Source organism: Burkholderia sp. Bp9143 (assembly GCF_003853645.1).
Classification (GTDB): domain Bacteria; phylum Pseudomonadota; class Gammaproteobacteria; order Burkholderiales; family Burkholderiaceae; genus Burkholderia.
This window is the reverse complement of sequence record NZ_QTPO01000019.1, coordinates 99516-119113: the sequence shown is the minus strand read 5'-3', so window position 1 is coordinate 119113 and position 19598 is coordinate 99516. Positions and strand designations below refer to the sequence as shown.

Below are 19598 nucleotides of genomic sequence, written 5' to 3'. Positions count from 1 at the left end.
TTTTATCGAATGGCCGGTTTCCCGCCAGACCGCGGAAACCTGGCGCAACCACTTGATTGAGGTATCGAAAATGAGCTTCGAGGGCGTACACACACCGCTGGTCACCCCGTTCGACGCGGACGGCGAAATCGATCATGCACTGCTGGGCCGTCATGCGGCCGATCTCGCGGGCCGGGTGTCCGGTCTCGGCATCGGCGGGACGACGGGCGAATACTACGCATTGAGCTTCGACGAGCGCGTGCGCACGTTCGACACGGTCGCGGCAGCGGCCGGCGGCAAGACGTTCCTGACCGCGGGCATCAACGCGACGACGACGAAGGAAGTGCTGCGCCTCGGCCGTGAAGCGAAACGGGCGGGACTGAACGCGTTGCTGGTTGCCGCGCCGTACTACGCGCAGCCGACCCAGCAGGAATTGCTCGCGCACCTGCTCGCGGTCGACGACGCGCTCGACATGCCGATCATGCTGTACAACTTCCCGGCCCGCACGGGCACGGCAATCGGCGACGACATTCTCGAGACGCTGCTCGAGCGCAAGAACTTCGTCGCGATGAAGGAAAGCACCGGCGACATCGCGCATCTGCATCATCTGTCGACGCATTTCGGCGGCCGGCTCGTGCTGAGCTGCGGGATGGACGACCAGGCGCTCGAATTCTTCGCATGGGGCGCGCGCAGCTGGGTCGCCGGCGCGTCGAACTTCCTGCCGGAAGCGCACACCGGCCTGCTCGACGCCTGCGTGAAGCGCGGCGATTTCGCGGCAGGCCGCACGCTGATGGCGCAACTGCTGCCGGTGCTCGAGCTGCTCGAGCGCAGCGGCAAGTTCATTCAGTACGTGCGTTACGGCTGCGAGCTGGCCGGCTTGCCGGTCGGCGTCGCGCGCGCACCGCTCGGCGCGCTGTCGGACGACGAGCGCGACGCGTTCGCGAAGCTCGTGAAGCCGCTGCTGCGCGACGGCCGGTAATCCATCATGGGCTCGAATCTGGAATTCGCGCGGTTTCCGGCGCCGGACGGGGTGAACGGGTGGTGGGAGAGCCTGCCGCCGGCGCAGGAAGCGAAGCCTGTCACGTCCGACAGCCGATTCGACTGGGTGGTCGTGGGCGGCGGCATCACCGGCCTTTGCGCGGCGCGCCGGCTGGCGGAGCTCGCGCCCGACGCGTCGATCGCGCTCGTGGAGGCCGACCGGATCGGCCGCACGACGGCCGGGCGCAATTCCGGATTCTTCGTCGACCTGCCGCACGACATCAGCAGCGAAAGTTACTCGCGCAGCGTCGACGAGGATCGCGCCGACGTGCGGTTTCAGCGGCACGGCATCGACTACGTGCGTGACATCGTGCGGCGCTTCGGCATCGATTGCGACTGGCGCGACGACGGCAAATTCCACGCATCGGTGAACAAGAAGGGCGCCGCCGCGCTCGCGCATTTTGCCGACGGCCTGACCCGCATCGGCGAAGCGTTCGAATGGCTCGACCAGGCCGCGATCAAGGCCGTGACCGGCACCGACTTCTACACGGGCGCGCTGTTCACGCCCGGCTGCAGCACGGTGCAGCCGGCGGCGCTGATGCGCGGCCTGGCGGCGACGCAACCGGCGAACGTGACGGTGTTCGAGCTCAGCCCGGTGACGCGGATCGAACCTCGCGGCGACACGCGCGTGCTGCATTTCGCGGGCGGCACGATCGTCGCGAAGCAGGTGATCCTGTGCACGAACGCGTACGCGGCGACCTTCGGCATGCATTCGAACGGCCTGCTGCCGGTCTATACGTTCGCATCGCTCACGCGTCCGATGAACGCCGACGAAGTGGCGAAACTCGGCGGCACGCGCTCGTGGTCGCTGATTCCGGCCGACCCGATGGGCACGACGGTGCGGCGCCTGATCACCGATCGCATTTGCGTGCGCAACCATTTCGCGTTCCGGCCGGACGTGAAGGTGTCGCAGGCCGATCTCGCGAAGTCTCGGCATCTGCATCAACGCTCGTTCGAGCGCCGCTTCCCGATGCTCGGCGGCGTCGAGCTGGAATATACGTGGGGCGGGCCGTTGTGCCTGTCCGCCAACAACGGTGCGCTGTTCGGCAGGCGCGACGACGGCCTCTACCAGGCGATCGGCTGCAACGGCCTCGGCCTGAGCCGCGGGTCGGCCTCCGGCAAGCTGATCGCCGAATACGCGCTCGGCGAATCGAACAGCCTCGTGCAGCAGTTGCTGAAGCAGCCGCGTCCGCGCCCGCTGCCGATTCGGCCGATCGTCGACCTGGCCGTGTCGGCGACGATCTGGGCCAAGGAGTTCTCGGCCGGTGCCGAGCTTTGATGACTGAGGAAACGACATGACGACCCATCAGGATTGGAAACAGAAGGCGAATGCGTTGTCGCTCGACGGTCGCGCGTTCATCGCGGGCCAACGCAGCGCGGCGGCGTCGGGCGAGACGTTCGCCACGCTCAACCCCGCATCCGGCAAGGTGCTCGCCGAGGTGGCGCGATGCAACGAACGAGACGTCGAACGGGCGGTCGTGGCCGCGCGTGACGCGTTCGAATCGGGTGTCTGGTCGAAGGCCGCGCCCGCGCACCGCAAGGCGGTGCTGCTGCGCGTCGCGCAGCTGATCGACGAGCACGCTGAGGAACTCGCGCTGCTCGAGGCACTGGAAGCCGGCAAGCCGATCGGCGAATGCCTGGGGCTCGACATTCCCGAGTCGGCCGCATGCATTCGCTGGCACGCGGAGGTGACCGACAAGCGCTACGACGCGTTGTCGCCGTCCGGCGCGGGCGTCGTGAGCATGATCACGCGCGAGCCGATCGGCGTCGTCGGCGCCGTGCTGCCGTGGAATTTCCCGGCGCTGATGCTCGCCTGGAAGATCGGCCCCGCGCTGTCGGTCGGCAACAGCGTGGTCGTGAAGCCGGCCGAACAGACGTCGCTGTCGACGCTGCGCATCGCCGATCTTGCGCTCGAGGCCGGCGTGCCGCCGGGGGTGTTCAGCGTCGTCACCGGGTTCGGCGGCGAGGCCGGCGAGGCGATCGGCCGCCATCCGGACGTCGATCTCGTTGCGTTCACCGGCTCGACGGCGACGGGCAAGCGGTTCCTGCACTATTCGGCCGATACGAACCTGAAGCGCGTCGTGCTCGAGTGCGGCGGCAAGAATCCGCAGGTGATCCTGCCGGACGTCGCGAACCTCGATGCGGTGGCCGAGCAGGCCGTCGCGGCCGCGTTCTGGAACATGGGCGAGAACTGCAGCGCCGGCTCGCGGATCCTCGTGCCGGCGAGCCGCAAGGCGGAACTGCTGGAGAAGGTCCAGGCCGTGCTCGCCGGCTGGAAGACCGGCGATCCGCTCGACCCGGACGTGAAGCTCGGTGCGCTGATCGAGCAGAAGCACTACGAGAAGGTGCTCGGCCATATCGAGAAGGCGAAGGCGGAAGGCGCGCGGGTGGTATGTGGCGGGCACGCGATCCTCGCGGAGACGGGCGGCTGGTTCGTCGAGCCGACGATCTTCGATCAGGTGACGCCGGAGATGAGCATCGCGCGCGACGAGGTGTTCGGGCCGGTCGTGTGCGTCATCGAATACGACGACGTCGACGACGCGGTGCGGATCGCGAACGATACTTGCTACGGGCTCGCCGCGTCGCTGTGGACCGACAACGTGAACAGCGCGCACAAGGTCGCCGCGCGGATTCGCGCGGGGACGGTCACGGTGAACTGCTTCGGCGAAGGCGACTTGTCGACGCCGTTCGGCGGCTTCAAGCAGTCGGGGTTCGGTGGCCGCGACAAGTCCGTCTACGCGCACGATCAGTATTGCGAGCTGAAGACCACCTGGCTGAAGCTCGACTGAGGGCGCTCGCCGGACGAGCAACTCGCCGGGCCCGCGCGGCCCGGTCGGCGGCATGCGCGCGGCGGCTTCGGCCGCTTCGCGCATGCCGCGGATCGACCGCGATGCCGCCCGGCACAATGCCGCGCGCACGGCCGCTGACTGATGGGCCAGCGCAAGCCGCGCGCGACAAACGGCGGTACGCTAGGCTATCTGCGATGGCGGCACGGCCTGACGCGTGGTGCGCTGCGTAAACGCGCGGTGCGGGGGGCGGCGCGGCCGACGGGCATGCCGATCCGCCGTTCGTCTTGCAGTCCCCATCATCGCTTCCGATAATGGCGATGCAGTGCACAATCGACCGACAATAGCGTCATCGCGACGCCGCTTCCGCGGCGCCGCCGTTGCCAGCCGCCAGGCCGACTCGCAAGCTGCAATATTCGGACAATTGAAAGGTTTGCGATGAAACTGCCCGCGGGCAGCCGGCGGGACTGTCGTCGACGGGTTCGTCGACGCAGCGTCCGACCTCCGTTTTGAGAGTGAAAGCCATGTTGAAGAAGCAGTTGTTTGCCGACCGACTCCTCGCGCAGATGCCGTCGCTGCGCGCGCTGCGGTGTTTCGTGACGGCGGCGCGCTACGAGAGCTTCACCCAGGCGGCCGAGGTGCTGTGCGTGACGCAGGCCGCGATCAGCCGGCAGATCAAGGAACTCGAGGATTCGCTCGACGTCGCTCTGTTCGAGCGGACCGGCCGGCATATCGCGCTGACGGACGCGGGGCGGATTCTCTACAACGCGTCGTATCTGTCGATCATGAACATCGCCGAGGCGGCGGAGGCGGTGCGCCGCACCGACAAGCATGCGCTGATGATCTGCGTGTCGCACACGTTCTCGGCGCTGTGGCTGTCGTCGCGGTTGCCGGCGTTTCGCGAGCAGTTTCCGGATATCCGGCTGCACGTGATCGTCACCGAGCACTTCATGGAACTCGACGGGCTCATCGAGCCCGACGTCATCATCACGAAGAACCCGCCGCGCGAGCCCGAGTTCGAAGTCGAGCCGCTGTTTCACGACATCGTGTATCCGGTGTGCAGCCCGTCGTTTCACAAACGTCATTTCCATGGACGGTCGCTGAAGCCGCTGGACCTGCTGTCGTGCCCGACCCTGAACCTGTCGATGCTGGGCCGCGCGCAGGTCTGCGAGCACGTCGACTGGCGCGTGTGGCGCAACTGGTTCCAGCAGAGCGACGGCACCGACATGCTGACCGAGAACAAGCATCTGGAAAGCAACGACTACCGGCTGCTCGTCGCGCAGGCCGAGGCCGGCGAGGGCACGCTGCTGGGCTGGCATCACCTCGTGCACCGGCAGATCGACCAGGGCATCCTGATGCGGCCGGTACAGGACGTGCTGGTGTTTCGCGATCGCCATCACTATCTGATCACGCACCGGAATGCGCAGCCGCGCCCGGAATACCGGCTGTTCCGTCAATGGCTGAGCGACGAGGTCGGCGTGATGATGCGCGGCTGGCTCGATGCGGGCGTCGAGATCGCTTGATGACACTCGCCGGATTTCAGAATTGAAACTTCGATTCCATATCTGAGCCGAGACGGGGCCGGGGTTCCGCGTCGGGGCCCCGTCCATCAACACCGTCCGTTCGATATTCGATGTGGCCTGCTTTTTGCATCAATGGAACGGCGTGCCCGGTGTCCGCTCGTTTGGCCGGTGTTTCCGGATGAAATGAACCAGCCCGATGACCGGCCGGCGAGCCGGTCCCTCATTTCCGGTTGGTCGGCTGAATACCATTCGTCGTCGCGACGGTTATAGCCACAGCCGGGCGATATGACGAACATGTTGACTGGCGAAAGCCGGGACGATGCAACTGCGCTTGACCGACGCGAGGATTCGCACGCCGCCCAGCGAAGCAAGCGGGTGGAGGACGGCGCATCGACGAATTCAATTCAACCCCTTCACTATCCATGGCCGCCGTGACGCCTACCCCCATCCAGTCCATCCTGATCGCGAACCGCTCGGAAATCTCGATTCGCGTGATGCGTGCCGCCGCCGAACTGAACATGCGTACGGTGGCGGTGTATTCGAAGGAAGACCGTCTCGCGCTGCATCGCTTCAAGGCGGACGAAAGCTACCTGATCGGCGAGGGCAAGAAGCCGCTCGCCGCCTATCTCGACATCGACGACATCCTGCGCGTCGCGCGGCAGGCGAAGGTCGACGCGATTCACCCCGGCTACGGCTTCCTGTCCGAGAACCCGGACTTCGCGCAGGCCGTGATCGACGCTGGCATCCGCTGGATCGGCCCGTCGCCGGACGTGATGCGCACGCTCGGCAACAAGGTGGCCGCGCGCAACGCGGCGATCGCCGCCGGCGTGCCGGTGATGCCCGCGACCGCGCCGCTGCCCGACGATCTCGCTGCATGCAAGGCGCTGGCGGCGGAAGTCGGGTATCCGCTGATGCTGAAGGCGAGCTGGGGCGGCGGCGGGCGCGGGATGCGCGTGCTCGAGAACGAGCGCGATCTCGAGACGCTGCTGCCTGTCGCGCGCCGCGAGGCGCTGGCCGCGTTCGGCAACGACGAGGTGTATGTCGAGAAGCTCGTGCGCAATGCGCGCCACGTCGAGGTGCAGGTGCTCGGCGACCTGCACGGCACGGTCGTGCATTTGTACGAGCGCGACTGCACGGTGCAGCGGCGCAACCAGAAGGTCGTCGAACGCGCACCGGCGCCGTATCTCGATCACGACGGCCGGCAGGCGCTGTGCGAAGCGGCGCTGCGCCTGATGCGCGCGGTCGGCTATACGCATGCGGGCACTGTCGAATTCCTGATGGATGCCGACACCGGCCAGTTCTACTTCATCGAGGTGAACCCGCGTATTCAGGTCGAGCACACGGTGACCGAGATGATCACCGGGATCGACATCGTGAAGGCGCAGATCCGCATCACGGAGGGCGGGCGGATTGGTCTGGCCGACGATGTCATCGATGGCGCGGGCACGCTCGTCGAACGTGCGGCCGGCGTGCCGGAACAGCAGGCGATTCCGCTGAACGGCAACGCGCTGCAATGCCGGATCACGACCGAGGATCCGGAGAACGACTTCCTGCCCGATTACGGGCGGCTCACCGCCTATCGCAGCGCGGCGGGCTTCGGCGTGCGCCTCGACGCCGGCACCGCCTATGGCGGCGCGGTGATCACGCCGTACTACGACTCGCTGCTGGTCAAGGTGACGACCTGGGCGCCGACGGCGGCCGAATCGATCCACCGGATGGATCGCGCATTGCGCGAGTTCCGGATTCGCGGCGTCACGTCGAACCTGCAGTTTCTCGAGAACGTGATCAATCACCCGGCGTTCATCGCGGGCGACGTGACGACGCGCTTCATCGACAAGACGCCGGAGCTACTCGCATTCGCGAAGCGCGGCGATCGCGCGACGAAGCTGCTGCGCTATCTCGGCGAGCTGAACGTGAACGGCAACGCCGAGATGGACGGCCGCACGCTGCCGGCACTGCCGTTGTCGAAACCCGTGCTGCCGAAGATCGATACGGCGGTGGCGATTCCCGCGGGCACGCGCGATCGCTTGCGTGAGCTTGGCCCGGAGAAATTCGCGAGCTGGATGCTCGACCAGAAGCAGGTGCTGCTGACCGACACGACGATGCGCGACGCGCACCAGTCGCTGTTCGCGACGCGCATGCGCACGGCCGACATGCTGCCGATCGCGCCGTTCTATGCGCGCGAGCTGTCGCAGCTGTTCTCGCTCGAATGCTGGGGCGGCGCGACGTTCGACGTCGCGCTGCGCTTCCTGAAGGAAGACCCGTGGGAGCGGCTCGCGCTGCTGCGCGAACGCGTGCCGAACATCCTGTTCCAGATGCTGCTGCGCGGCTCGAATGCGGTCGGTTATACGAACTACGCGGACAACGTCGTGCGCTTCTTCGTGCAGCAGGCCGCGAGCGCGGGCGTCGACGTGTTCCGCGTGTTCGACTCGCTGAACTGGGTGCGCAACATGCGCGTGGCGATCGATGCGGTCGGCGAGAGCGGGATGCTGTGCGAAGGCGCGATCTGCTACACCGGCGACCTGTTCGACACGTCGCGCGCGAAGTACGACCTCAAGTACTACGTCGGCATCGCGCGCGAGCTGCAGCAGGCCGGCGTGCACGTGCTGGGCATCAAGGACATGGCCGGCATCTGCCGTCCGCAGGCGGTCGCGACGCTCGTGAAGGCGCTGAAGGAGGAAACCGGGCTGCCCGTGCATTTCCATACGCACGACACGAGCGGGATCGCCGCGGCGTCGGTGCTCGCGGCGGTTGAAGCAGGCTGCGACGCAGTGGACGGCGCGCTCGACGCGATGAGCGGGCTCACGTCGCAGCCGAACCTGTCGAGCATCGCGGCCGCACTGGCCGGCAGCGAACGCGATCCGGGGCTGGATCAGGACCGCCTGCACGAGGCGTCGATGTACTGGGAAGGCGTGCGCCGTTATTACGCGCCGTTCGAATCGGAGATCCGCGCGGGCACGGCCGACGTCTACCGTCACGAGATGCCCGGCGGCCAGTACACGAACCTGCGCGAGCAGGCGCGCTCGCTCGGCATCGATCATCGCTGGACCGAGGTGTCGCGCGCGTACGCGGACGTGAACCGGCTATTCGGCGACATCGTAAAGGTCACGCCGACGTCGAAGGTGGTCGGCGACATGGCGCTGATGATGGTCGCGAACGACCTGAGCGTGGACGACGTGCGCAACCCGGACAAGGACATCGCGTTCCCGGAATCGGTCGTGTCGCTGTTCAAGGGCGAGCTGGGCTTCCCGCCCGATGGCTTCCCGGCGAACCTGTCGCGCAAGGTGCTGAAGAGCGAGCCGCCGGCGCCGTATCGTCCCGGCGACCAGATTCCGCCGGTCGACCTCGACGCGGTACGCAAGCAGGCCGAGGCCGCGTGCGAACAGTCGCTCGACGACCGGCAACTGGCGTCCTACCTGATGTATCCGAAGCAGACGGTCGACTACTACGCGCACGTTCGCTCATACAGCGACACGTCGGTCGTGCCGACGTCGGCGTTCCTGTACGGGCTGCAGCCGCAGGAGGAGGTGGCGATCGACATCGAGCCGGGCAAGACGCTGCTCGTGTCGCTGCAGGGCCAGCATGCCGATGCGCAGGACGGCATCGTGAAGGTGCTGTTCGAGCTGAACGGCCAGTCGCGTTCCGCGCTGGTCGAGCAGAAGACGGTCGTGCACGCGGGCAAGGAGCGTCATGGGCTGCAGCGTGCCGATCCGGGCAATCCGCTGCATGTGGCCGCGCCGATGCCGGGCTCGGTGGTGACGGTGGCCGTGCAGCCGGGGCAGCGCGTGGCGGCTGGCACGACGCTGATCGCGCTCGAGGCGATGAAGATGGAAACGCACATCGCGGCGGAGCGCGACTGCGAGATCGCGGCCGTGCATGTGAAGCCGGGTGAGCGCGTCGCGGCGAAGGATCTGCTGATCGAGTTGAAAGACCCGACGCAATGAGTGTCGCCGTGATCGGTTGGCCTTGCTGACCGTACCGGGGACCGCGACGGGCCGGGCTCGCGGCACGTCTCGCACATGGCATTCGCGCGTCGGCACGGAATGAATCGGTTTGCTCGAGTGTTGTCGATGGATATCAGCCACCGACCTTGTTCAGGACCGAAATGAGCTCTACGACCGAACTGCTGGATGCTTCCGTGGCCGCGTGGCACGAGTCGATCGACGCGTTTTGTCGCTTGCAGGATGGGGGTTTCGTCGAACGCGGCGCGCATGGAACGAAGGCGTTCTACAGTGGCGCGCCCGTGTCCGTGCTGAACGCGATCATCAGCATGACGTGTCAGCCTGATGTCGACGAAATCCGGCTGCTTTCCGGCGCGTTCAGCACGTGCGCAGTGCCGTGGAGCATTCAGACCCGCGACGCGAGCACGCACGCCGACGAGATCGCGCGGATCGCGGACGATCATGGCCTGACACGACGCGTCGCGCTGCCGTTCATGACGAAGCGGCTGGCGCGCGCCGCCGCGCCGGCGAACAGCGACGGGCAAGTGGTCGTGCGGCGCGTCACGGCAGCGGACAGCGAACGATACAACGGCGCGCTTGCCGCGGGCTATGAGGCGCCGGAAGGCGTATTTCGCAGGCTGAGCGCGCCGGCCGTGCTGGAAGCCGACGGCATGATGGGCTTTTGGGTGGAGGTCGACGGGATGCCGGTCGCGACTTCGTTCGGCGTCGTGCGCAACGCTCAGGTCGGCGTATTCAATGTGTCGACACTACCGGCCTATCGGCGACGAGGTTACGCGCGGGCCGCGACTCAGGCGGTACTGAATGCCGCGTTCGAGGCCGGCGCGCATACCGCGTTTCTGCATTGCACGCCGGCAGGGCGTCACGTGTACGAGTCGATGGGCTTTACCACCGGCGAGGAGTGGCAGGTGTACGTCAGTCGCTGAATGACGCGGGCGGGCGCACGCGGGAATCGCTCGCATCGTCCGGGCAGCGCCCGGCGCATTCACCGGGCGTTGAACGGCGGCCATTCCATCGCCGACCGTCAAAGCGATCGGGCTTTCGTCTCCGGCAACAGGAGCACCGCCAACAGCACCACGCCATAGGCCGCGCCCGAAAAGATCGCGATGGCCAGCGCCAGACCGAGCGAATGGCTCAGCATCCCAACGAGGCTCGGGAACAGCGCGCCGATGCCGCGGCCGAAGTTATACGTGAAGCTTTGCGCATTCGCGCGGAAGTTCGACGGATACAGTTCCGTCAGGTAGGCGCCGACCCCGCTGAAGATCCCGCATGAAGAAAAGCCCAGTGGAAAGCCCAGCCACAGCATCTGCGCATTCGACAACGGCAGCGTTAGGTACAGACACACCGACACGAGGGACAGCGCGGAGAACAGCATGAAGTTGCGCCGGCGTCCCCAGAAGTCGGAAAGGTACGCGCCGACGACATATCCGCAGAACGACCCCACGATGATCACGAACAGATAAGCGCTGGTGTCGAGCACGGACAGGTGTCGCTCGATCTTGAGGAAGGCCGGCAGCCAGGTGGACATCGCATAGAAGCCGCCCTGGATGCCCGTGCACAGCAGCGCGGCCAGGACCGTGCGTCGCACCTGCGAACGCGAGAAGATGGCCCACACCGACGGCTGGCTGGCGCCTTGTTTCCGGGCTGCGTCCGCCTGCACGAACACGTCGGGCTCCGGCACGTGCTTGCGGATGTAGAGCACGAGCAGGGCGGGCACGATGCCCACCCAGAACAGGCTGCGCCACGCCAGCGACTCGGGCAGGACGGAAAACGCAATGCTGTAGAGAATCGCCGCGCAACCCCAACCGATCGCCCAGCCGCTTTGTACCAGCCCAACTGCCTTGCCGCGATGTGCGGGCGCGACGATCTCGCCGATCAGCACGGCGCCCACCGCCCATTCGCCGCCGAAGCCGAGTCCTTGCAGCGCACGAAGCACGAAGATCTGCTCGAAGTTCTGCGCGAAGCCGATCGCGAGCGTGCAGACCGAGAACCACAGGATCGTGCCTTGCAGTACCTTCACCCGTCCGTAGCGGTCCGCCAGGATGCCGGCAATCCAGCCGCCCACCGACGAGAAAATCAGGGTTACGGTGCTCAGCAGGCCGGCCTTGCCGCGATCGAGGCCCCACAGGTCGATCAGCGAAGCCAGCACGAAGCTGAACACCATGAAATCGAACGCATCGGTCGCCCAGCCGGCGAACGATGCCTTGAATGCCCGCTTGCCGGCGGGATCGAGTTCCGCGTACCAGGACGAGCCGGATCCGGCTCGCAGTGAGACTTCCTCGGCATTTCTTGTTGGCGTCATCGTGTTGTTCGCTGAGTGGGAACGGCGCTATCGGAGCGCGACACGCACGACATCCGGCGTGGCCGGGGCCTGGCGGATGCGTACGCCGGTTGCGTGATGGATCGCATTCAGGATGGCCGCCGCCGTGGGGACCAGCGCCGGCTCGCCGATGCCTTTTGCCCCGTACGGGCCGACGGCCGTCGGCGCTTCGATGAAAATCGACTGCACGTCGGGCATGTCATGCACTGTTGGAATCAGGTAGTCGTGCAGATTGTTATATCGCCCGGGGTGGTACTTCTCCATCAGCGCCATGCCGATACCTTGCGCCACCGCGCCTTCGATCTGTCCTTCGAGCAGCGTCGGATTGACCATTCTGCCGACGTCGTGCGCGGCCACGACCTTGAGCACGCGGACGCGGCCGCTGTCGCAGTCCACCACGACTTCGGCCATCTGCGCGCCGAATGCATAGGTGGCATACGGCGAGCCTTGCCCCGACGCATCGAGCGACGTGGTCGGCGGATCGAAGCTCTCTTCGGCCGCGATGACGTAGCCGTGTGCATCGACCGGCAGCGTCCGCAGATCGAGCACTTCGCCATCCACGACAACGCCGCGCGCATCGGCCGAAATCCGCGCGTCGGATGCCGCGCCGGCGAAGGCGAGCAGCCGGTGGCGCAGCGTCGTGCCGGCGAGGAACGCCGCTCGACCGGTAATGAGCGTCTGGCGCGAAGCGGACGTGCGACCGCAATCCGGCGTCACCGACGTGTCCGTGCCGACGAAGTGCAGCCGATCGACCGGTACCCCCAGCGCATCGGCCGCGATTTGCGGAATCACGGTGTTCGCGCCCTGACCGGCGTCCACCGCGCCCTGGTGCAGGACGATCGTGCCGTCGGGCCGAATGCCGAAGCGCACGGTCGACGGGTTCGGCAACGCGGTGTTGCCGCACCCGTAGAAGAACGCCGCCATCCCGACGCCATGACGCAGGTGGCCCGGCGCGGCCGCATTCAACGTGGCGACGCGGGCGTGTGCGTCACGCCACGCCGGTCGCAGCGCATCGAGGCAGGCGACGAGCCCCACGCTGTCGTCCAGAACCTGCCCGGTCGGCAGGGTGTCGCCCGGCCGCAGCGCGTTCATCGCGCGGAACTCGAGCGGATCGATGCCAGCCGTGAACGCCAGCTCGTCGATGAGTTGTTCCTGGGACATCGTCGTCTGCGGTACGCCAAAGCCCCGGAATGCGCCCGCGGCCGTCACGTGCGTATGAACCGCACGTGCGCGCGCCGCATAGTGGGGGATGACGTACGGCCCGCCGGCATGCACCGGTACCCGGTTGGCGACGGCCGTGCCCCAGGACGCGAACGCGCCGGTATTGAAGTCGGCGTCGAACGTCACCGCATGGAGCCGGCCATCGGCATCGGCGGCCATGCTGGACGTCATGCGGCCGGGATGGCGCTTGGTTGACGTGGCCATCGATTCCTCGCGCGACAACACCATCGCGACCGGCTTGTCGAGATGCCAGGCCGCGATCGCGAGCAGCGGCTGGACCGTCATGTCGAGCTTGCCACCGAAACCGCCGCCGACCGCGGTCGCCACGACGCGCACCTGCTCCGGCGCGACCGCAAGAATGCGGGCGAGATCGGCGCGATGCGGATGCGGCGCCTGCGTGGACGAATGGATTTCGATGGTGTCGCCCACGCGTCGCGCCCAGCCGGCCTCGGGCTCGAGGTACGCATGCTCGACGAAACTGGATTCGAACGTTGCACTCACGACGTGACGGGCGTCTTGCATCGCGCGTTCCGGGTCGCCGCGGCGCACGCGCCCCTCGATCAGCACGTTGCCGGGACGATCGGCGTGCAGCTGCGGACTGTCGTCCAGCACCGCATCGGCGATCGCGAGCACCGGCGTCAGCGGTTCCCAGCTCACCGGAAAGCAGTCGAGGTCGAGCGCCGCGATGGCGGCGCGCTCGCCGACCACCAGCGCAACCGCCTCGAGATGGTGGCGCGCCTCCATCTCCGGAAGGACGGGCTGATCCGCGTACGGTGTCGCGACACCGTGCAGATTCATACCGGGCACATCGGCGTGGGTGAGGACACGGTGCACGCCCGGATGGGCGTGCACGAATGCGTCGAGGTCGCCGAACGCGAAACGCGCGCGGTGATGCGGATTGCGGACCGCGCGCAGGAACAGGCTGTCGGCCGGATAGCCGTCGGCGCCGAAACGCTGGCTTCCATCGACCTTTTCCGGGCCGTCGAGCCGCGTCAGCGGTACGCCGACGGACGGCCCTTCGGACGGCGCAGGCGTCACGCATCGCGCGGCGGCGCCGCAGCCCGCCTCGGTCACCGCGTCGACGATCTTCTGGTAGCCGGTGCAGCGGCACAGCACGCCGTCGATGGCGGCCCGCGCACTGGCGCGATCGCTCACCTCGCCGGCGTCGATCGCCGCCGCCGCGGCCGTCAGCATGCCGGGCGTGCAGAAGCCGCATTGCACTGCCTGATGGGCGAGGAACGCGTGCTGCAGGCGGCCGCCGCAGCGGGTGCCTTCGGCGAGGCCTTCGACGGTGACGACACGGCGCCCCGCGACCTGGCCGACCGGAATCAGGCACGCGTAGCGCGCGTCGCCGTCGACGATCACCGTGCAGCTGCCGCAATCGCCCTGGCGACAACCTTCCTTGGTGCCGAACTGGCGCAGGTCCGCGCGCAGATGGTCGATGAGCCGCTGCGAGTGGTCGGTCGGCAGGCTTCGCCGCGTGCCGTTGAGCTCGAACCAGTCCGGCTCCGGCGAAACCGGCGTGCTGCCGCCCGCGATGGTTTCGCGAACGTCGGCCAGCTGATCAGGCAGTGGATGCGCCACGTGCGTTCTCCTCGATGCAGCATGTGAAAGCGCGCGTGACCGCCAGCCGCGCGAGATGAATGCGATGCGACGCGGTCGCCCGGCAGTCGTCGACCGGAGACAGCTCGGCAAGCGGCGCCGCCGCGATCACGCCGGCCAGTTCGTCGAGCCGCCGGCCCGCGAGTGCCGCCTCGAGCGCCCGCATCCGGCGCGCCACGTCGGATGCGCCGCCGATCGCAACGGCGACCGCATCGGCCGTGCCGTCCGCACTCACGCGCAATTGCGCGGCGGCCGAAACGACGGCGATCGCCGAGCCGTCGCGATTCGTGCATTTGATGAACGACGTCCGGTCGTGCGTGTGTGGTGGTGCAAGCAGCACGGCGACCAGCAGTTCGTCCGCGTGCAGCGCGGTCCGGCCGTTGGCGAGCAGGAATTCGGCCAACGGCAAGCGGCGCACGCCGCGCAGGCTCGCCAGCTCGACCCGAGCGTCGAGCGCCAGCAGCGCGGGGATCCCGTCCGCCACCGGCGACGCATGGCACAGGTTGCCGCCGATCGTGCCCTGGACGCGAATCTGCCGGGGGCCGACGCAAGCGGCGGCCGCCGTCAGCGCCACGGGCAGCCATGCCGTCCGGGCGATGGCTTCCCAGGTGCTCGCCGCGCCGATGCGGATCACGTCGTCGTGCTGCTCGATGGCGCGCAACGCATCGATGCGGCTGATATCGACCCAGGCCGAGCGGGCGGGCACGAGGCCGATATCGGCGAAGGCGTCGGTGGCCCCGCAAACGATGCGCGGCCGCGGCTGTGTTGCCAGCCGGCCGAGCACTTCGTCGATGGTGTGGGCGCGAAGATAGTTCATCGCAACGGGGCCTGCATCTTGATGGTCACGAGGGTCGACAGGGGTCGACAGCGGCGCCGGCACACGCTCAAGCATCGATCGACGCGTCCTTGCGGACCACCCGCAGCACGCTGTCGATCACGAACGTCTCCCAATGGCGCACGGCATCCGGCGCATTCAGCTCCTCCCCGAGGAACGCGGACAACGTATACAGGTTCGACGTATAAAAATACGCGGTCGAGATGATCAGCAGGAAAACGTCGCGCGCCCGGAGGCCCGTGCGAAACAGGCCTTGTGCGACGCCGTTCTCGAGAATCTTCGCGATGATCTCAACCGCATGCGACGAGTACTCGCCCCGGCGCTCGAGCTTGGACAAGTGCTTGCCCTTGTGCAGGTTCTCCGTGTTGAGCAGCGTGATGAAATCCGGATTGCGCCAATAATAGTCCAGCTTGAAGCGAATCACGGACTTGAGCGCTTCCACGGGGTTCGAAGCATCGGGCGCCATTTTGAGCTCCGCCTCGTCCATCCGTCGGTAGATGCCTTCGAGCACCGCAACGAACAGCCCTTCCTTGCTCCCGTAGTAGTAATAGATCATCCGGTCGTACGACTTCGCCAGCCGCGAAATCCTTTCGACGCTGCCGCCTTCGTAGCCGTAGCGCGCGAAGACCTTGGTCGCCGCGTGCAGGATCTTGTCGCGGGTTTCCTGCGCCGCCGCCTCCCGGACACCGGTTCCACGCACAGCCTTGCCTTTTGCTGCTTGAGCCATACCGTTCCTATGGCGGCCGCCAACCCGGCCATTCCGCCTGAAAAAACCTGCACTGGCGGCGTTCCCGCAAACTTTCGTACAGGGAACGCTACATGAACTTAGAATTCTACGGAACTCTTCTCGTGTCCGCAACATGAAATAAATTCACTGTATATTCAATGGTTTGTATTCGCACTACACGGCCGAGCCATCACCGTGGCGAACGAATCTCGCTATCTTCATATTTTTATTTCGAGAAAGTGCTGCTAACATTCGTTTGTGGAGTACTCACTACATGAAAAGTTGATTTCAGGTTGGCAGAGGCCGCAACCCGGTACGCAGGAGATAGACGAATGAACCACGAACTCGACGATTCCTGCAGCGCTTTCGCTGCGCGGACTACCTGGAAATCGCTCTCCGGCCCGAGCGGCCCTGAAATGACCCCGGTCATCGAGGAACTCATGTCTCAATCGCTTCTCGCACTGGACGTGCAGGTGTTGCGCCAGCTTTCCCACACGATGGCGGACGAGGTCGCGCCCGCGACGCGCGTCGGGAAATTGCTCGAGGCCGCGATACAGCACACGGCGGCGACGTGGGGCGTGATTGCGGTGATGCGCGACGGCGGCTGGGAGGGGGCCGCCAGCGCGACGGCGGCGCATCCGTCGCACGTCGAGCGGCTGCCAGCCGACCGGTTGCCGGTGCCGATCATGGCCGCTGCCGTGCATCTGCGCGACGGGCTCGTGCTGCGCGATGCCTGCGCCGCCGACCATTGGTGGACCGACGACTATGTGCGCCGTCGCAAGCCGCGCTCGGTGATGTGCGTGCCGATACGCTGCAATGGTGCATTGATGGGTGCGCTGTATCTCGAACACGGGGACTTGCCGGGCATTTTCACGTCGGCGAACGCCGCGTTGGTCGAGATCGTTGCGCTGCATGCCGGGTTCGTTCTGGAGAACCTGCGTCTGCACGATGAGCTTGCCGCCCGGCAGGCCCGCGCGAACAGCATCGCGGCAAGGATCGGCGACACGCCGTCCGACGCGGATTGTGCGGATCGCTTGAAGGCGTACGGCGAGCTGGCCGCTTCGATCGTGCATGAGGTCGCGCAACCGATCACGGCCATCGATACGTCCGCGCGCGCGGGGCTGAAGTGGCTCGATCGCGGCACGCCGAACCTCGACGCCGCGCGCGAGATGTTCGCCCACATCTGCGCGTGCGCCGAGCGCGCGCGCACCATCATCCGCGCGCTGCGCGCCAACGCACGGCACGAGGTTCCCGCCTTTGCAACGTTCGATCTCGCCGACGCGCTTTCCGAGGCGGCCGAGATCATGGCAAGCACGCTGGATGCGATGAAGGTGCGCTTGCGCGTCGACGAGTTCGTGTCCCCGATGCCGATGCGCGGCGAACGCATTCAGCTGCAGCAGGCCGTCATCGGCCTGCTGATGAACGGCGCGGAAGCGATGCTGGGCATCCCCGAGGAGCGCCGCGTACTCGTGCTGGCGTGCGAAGCCGTTCAGGAGGGCTTGCATATCCGGATCGACGATAGCGGCGACGGCATCGATCCGCGGTTGGCGCAACGCATCTTCGAACCGCTGTTCACCACGAAGCCGCACGGGATGGGCATGGGCCTTTCCATCTGCAAGTCGATCGTGGATGCGCACGATGGTCAACTGGCACTGACGCCGCGCGCGGAAGGCGGCACACGCGCAATGGTGATGCTCCCGCGTTTTTCGATTGACGGTGCATCGGCCGCGCCTCAGGCGGCGTGATGCGCGGCGACGCGTGCAGCCATGTCCGCAGCCTATACGAACGTATGCGGCCATCTATCCTGACGGGTTGTGTAGCTAGCTACAGATGCTATGGATGCCGTTGACGCAGCGCCTTATTCTGGTTCCACCGGTACACGAATCGCATCGGTGACGACTCGGGCGACAGGTGATCGAGTCGGCTTCGCGATGTGGCCGGAACCTGCGTGCCATTCGATACCAGCAACCCAAGGAACCCATCATGAAAATTCGACAAGTCATCCTGAATGGCGGCCTCGCGGCCGTCCTGCTCGCTTGCGTGCAACTGCAGGCATTTGCCGACGAAAGTGCCAATGCGGCGGGCACGGATGCCGCGGTGACGTCCACCCCGACATCGGCCCAGACGAAGAAGGCGACGCGTGCGGCCAATCGCACGTTCTCGCGGTCGATTCAGAGGACGCTGTCGCGAACGAAGGGGCTGCAAGGACAAGCGATCACGGTTTTCGGCAATGCCGCGACCGGGCAGGTGACGCTGGCCGGCCAGGTGCAAACCGAAGACGAAGACCGTCTCGCGGTCGAGTCGGCCCGGAAGATCCGCGGCGTCAAGTCGGTGAAAAGCGAGCTGATGCTGCGTGAGAAAGGCGGCGCCTGAACGAGGGCGCGCGCATCGCGGGGCCGAATGACAGGGTGTCGGTGATTCGTGCGTCCGCTTTCACATGATCGATCCGATTGATTGGGAGAAGAGGTGATGGGGATGCTGCATGAAGCGGACATCGTGGCTCGCACGTTGATCAATGTCCTGGATCCTTCGCAGGAACAGCGCAGCGTGTGCTTGCGAGCGCAGCGCACGCGATACAAGGCGCGATGCCTCGGGCTGCGTCAATGGAACGAGGACGATGCGAGTGCGCGCACCGAGCCGCCTACCAGGATAGCCGTGATGGAGCGCCTGTCGTTGTCCATGATCACTGTTTCGTGGAGCGACTCGTGTTCAGGGCGGTATGCGGAGCAAATCTGGTGCAGGAGCCGCGCGCGCGTGCCGTCGATATGTGCGCTGACGGGGCGTGCGATACAACGCGGCGATCCGGTGTTTCGTCCGCGCGGGAGCGATGTCTGTCTGCCCGGCAACCGCCAGCGGATGATTCTTGCCGCGACCGTTCAGTCGTGCATCGATGCGGCCGACGCGAATTAGGCCGGGCGGCGAACCGCGGACGAACGCGATCGCGCGTCGTCCGCGCGCATCGATGCGCGCCGGCGCTAGGTCGACGCGACCGTGACGACGACAAGCGCCGCACCCGGTACGCGCTCGGCCAGATCGAAGTGAACGGGAGGCTCGCGCCACCAGCGAGCGAACCCGGTGGGCGCGCGATATCCGACGACGATCATGTCCACGCAGGTTGTCGACGCATGCGCGGCGATGGAATCGGCCGCGCGTCCGAAGCAGACATAGCCGCGCGCGGCGATGCCGTGGTCCGTCAGGTTGTCGATCGCTCGTTGAAGATCGCGATGGGCGGATTCCGCCAGCCGCTGATGGGCGAGCTCGCTGAGCAGTCCGGCCGACCGCGCGTTGGCGGTGACATTGTCGACGATGGCGACGACGTCGACCGTGGCCGACAATGCGCGGGAGAGCGACGCACATCGTGCGAGCGCGGCGTTGGCTTCGTGGGATCCGTCATAGACGAGCAGCATTCTGGACAACGATGACATCTTCGATATTGGCGGCGGGGGAATGAGATCGCCCGTGACGGGCATCGGTACAGGCGGTCCGCACGCGGGCACGTGCGTGGAAGCGGGCGCGACTGCCAACACTGAACACGCGATGGCGATCGTTTATTCCGATGCGATCCTCAGCGCCGGCGATCGTATGCCGGCCGGTTCGCATCGGCAGGC

At 66.5% G+C, this 19598-nt stretch carries 14 protein-coding genes; 9 read left to right on the top strand and 5 right to left on the bottom strand.

The window, feature by feature from the left end:
• The first annotated feature begins 70 nt into the window (after positions 1-70).
• From DIE23_RS16600 to DIE23_RS16575, 6 genes are all read left to right on the top strand, one after another.
• Positions 71-958: a dihydrodipicolinate synthase family protein gene (locus tag DIE23_RS16600; RefSeq protein ID WP_124613129.1), complete on the top strand. Its 888-nt coding sequence runs from the start codon at positions 71-73 to the stop codon at positions 956-958.
• 6 nt (positions 959-964) lie between these two features.
• Positions 965-2296 (top strand): FAD-binding oxidoreductase, encoded by a 1332-nt coding sequence (locus DIE23_RS16595; RefSeq protein WP_124613128.1) that lies wholly within the window; start codon positions 965-967, stop codon positions 2294-2296.
• Between the two features lie 16 nt (positions 2297-2312).
• The gene (locus tag DIE23_RS16590) at positions 2313-3806 is read left to right on the top strand and encodes an aldehyde dehydrogenase (RefSeq protein ID WP_124613127.1); all 1494 of its coding nucleotides are present in this window, start codon (positions 2313-2315) and stop codon (positions 3804-3806) included.
• Between the two features lie 521 nt (positions 3807-4327).
• A complete protein-coding gene (locus DIE23_RS16585; protein ID WP_124613126.1) occupies positions 4328-5326 on the top strand; it encodes a LysR substrate-binding domain-containing protein in 999 nt (332 codons plus the stop codon).
• Positions 5327-5748: 422 nt separating this feature from the next.
• Positions 5749-9270, top strand: coding sequence for a pyruvate carboxylase (locus DIE23_RS16580; protein ID WP_124613125.1), 3522 nt, complete (start codon positions 5749-5751; stop codon positions 9268-9270).
• A gap of 161 nt (positions 9271-9431) precedes the next feature.
• On the top strand, positions 9432-10211 hold the full coding sequence (locus tag DIE23_RS16575; RefSeq protein WP_124613124.1) for a GNAT family N-acetyltransferase: 780 nt from the start codon (positions 9432-9434) through the stop codon (positions 10209-10211).
• Positions 10212-10309: 98 nt separating this feature from the next.
• On the opposite strand, the gene DIE23_RS16570 is transcribed toward DIE23_RS16575, so the two are convergent.
• Genes DIE23_RS16570 through DIE23_RS16555 form a run of 4 tightly spaced genes read right to left on the bottom strand, consistent with a single transcriptional unit; the run spans position 10310 to position 15990 of the window.
• Positions 10310-11587, bottom strand: a complete 1278-nt coding sequence (locus tag DIE23_RS16570; protein WP_124613123.1) for an MFS transporter — start codon at positions 11585-11587, stop codon at positions 10310-10312.
• A 27-nt stretch (positions 11588-11614) separates the two neighbouring features.
• Positions 11615-14410: a molybdopterin cofactor-binding domain-containing protein gene (locus DIE23_RS16565; protein ID WP_124613122.1), complete on the bottom strand. Its 2796-nt coding sequence runs from the start codon at positions 14408-14410 to the stop codon at positions 11615-11617.
• Positions 14391-15308 carry a xanthine dehydrogenase family protein subunit M gene (locus DIE23_RS16560; RefSeq protein WP_260436090.1) on the bottom strand — a complete coding sequence of 306 codons (918 nt, stop codon included), beginning with the start codon at positions 15306-15308 and terminating at the stop codon, positions 14391-14393. The genes DIE23_RS16565 and DIE23_RS16560 overlap by 20 nt, the downstream gene beginning before the upstream one ends.
• 4 nt (positions 15309-15312) lie before the next feature.
• Positions 15313-15990 carry a TetR family transcriptional regulator gene (locus DIE23_RS16555; RefSeq protein ID WP_124613121.1) on the bottom strand — a complete coding sequence of 226 codons (678 nt, stop codon included), beginning with the start codon at positions 15988-15990 and terminating at the stop codon, positions 15313-15315.
• A gap of 440 nt (positions 15991-16430) precedes the next feature.
• Between DIE23_RS16555 and DIE23_RS16550 the strand changes: the two genes are divergently transcribed.
• From DIE23_RS16550 to DIE23_RS16540, 3 genes are all read left to right on the top strand, one after another.
• Positions 16431-17735: an ATP-binding protein gene (locus DIE23_RS16550; RefSeq protein WP_260436089.1), complete on the top strand. Its 1305-nt coding sequence runs from the start codon at positions 16431-16433 to the stop codon at positions 17733-17735.
• Between the two features lie 238 nt (positions 17736-17973).
• A complete protein-coding gene (locus DIE23_RS16545; protein WP_124613148.1) occupies positions 17974-18363 on the top strand; it encodes a BON domain-containing protein in 390 nt (129 codons plus the stop codon).
• Between the two features lie 96 nt (positions 18364-18459).
• Positions 18460-18900 carry a DUF3331 domain-containing protein gene (locus tag DIE23_RS16540; RefSeq protein ID WP_124613119.1) on the top strand — a complete coding sequence of 147 codons (441 nt, stop codon included), beginning with the start codon at positions 18460-18462 and terminating at the stop codon, positions 18898-18900.
• 65 nt (positions 18901-18965) lie between these two features.
• On the opposite strand, the gene DIE23_RS16535 is transcribed toward DIE23_RS16540, so the two are convergent.
• Positions 18966-19397 carry a universal stress protein gene (locus tag DIE23_RS16535; protein WP_124613118.1) on the bottom strand — a complete coding sequence of 144 codons (432 nt, stop codon included), beginning with the start codon at positions 19395-19397 and terminating at the stop codon, positions 18966-18968.
• Between the last annotated feature and the right edge of the window lie 201 nt (positions 19398-19598).

Bases quoted from the DNA above. Each gene is read 5' to 3' on its own strand.
- DIE23_RS16600 (WP_124613129.1), top strand. From the start codon at position 71: ATGAGCTTCGAGGGCGTACACACACCGCTGGTCACCCCGTTCGACGCG.
- DIE23_RS16595 (WP_124613128.1), top strand. From the start codon at position 965: ATGGGCTCGAATCTGGAATTCGCGCGGTTTCCGGCGCCGGACGGGGTG.
- DIE23_RS16590 (WP_124613127.1), top strand. From the start codon at position 2,313: ATGACGACCCATCAGGATTGGAAACAGAAGGCGAATGCGTTGTCGCTC.
- DIE23_RS16585 (WP_124613126.1), top strand. From the start codon at position 4,328: ATGTTGAAGAAGCAGTTGTTTGCCGACCGACTCCTCGCGCAGATGCCG.
- DIE23_RS16580 (WP_124613125.1), top strand. From the start codon at position 5,749: ATGGCCGCCGTGACGCCTACCCCCATCCAGTCCATCCTGATCGCGAAC.
- DIE23_RS16575 (WP_124613124.1), top strand. From the start codon at position 9,432: ATGAGCTCTACGACCGAACTGCTGGATGCTTCCGTGGCCGCGTGGCAC.
- DIE23_RS16570 (WP_124613123.1), bottom strand. From the start codon at position 11,587: ATGACGCCAACAAGAAATGCCGAGGAAGTCTCACTGCGAGCCGGATCC.
- DIE23_RS16555 (WP_124613121.1), bottom strand. From the start codon at position 15,990: ATGGCTCAAGCAGCAAAAGGCAAGGCTGTGCGTGGAACCGGTGTCCGG.
- DIE23_RS16550 (WP_260436089.1), top strand. From the start codon at position 16,431: ATGTCTCAATCGCTTCTCGCACTGGACGTGCAGGTGTTGCGCCAGCTT.
- DIE23_RS16545 (WP_124613148.1), top strand. From the start codon at position 17,974: ATGAAAATTCGACAAGTCATCCTGAATGGCGGCCTCGCGGCCGTCCTG.
- DIE23_RS16540 (WP_124613119.1), top strand. From the start codon at position 18,460: ATGGGGATGCTGCATGAAGCGGACATCGTGGCTCGCACGTTGATCAAT.
- DIE23_RS16535 (WP_124613118.1), bottom strand. From the start codon at position 19,397: ATGCTGCTCGTCTATGACGGATCCCACGAAGCCAACGCCGCGCTCGCA.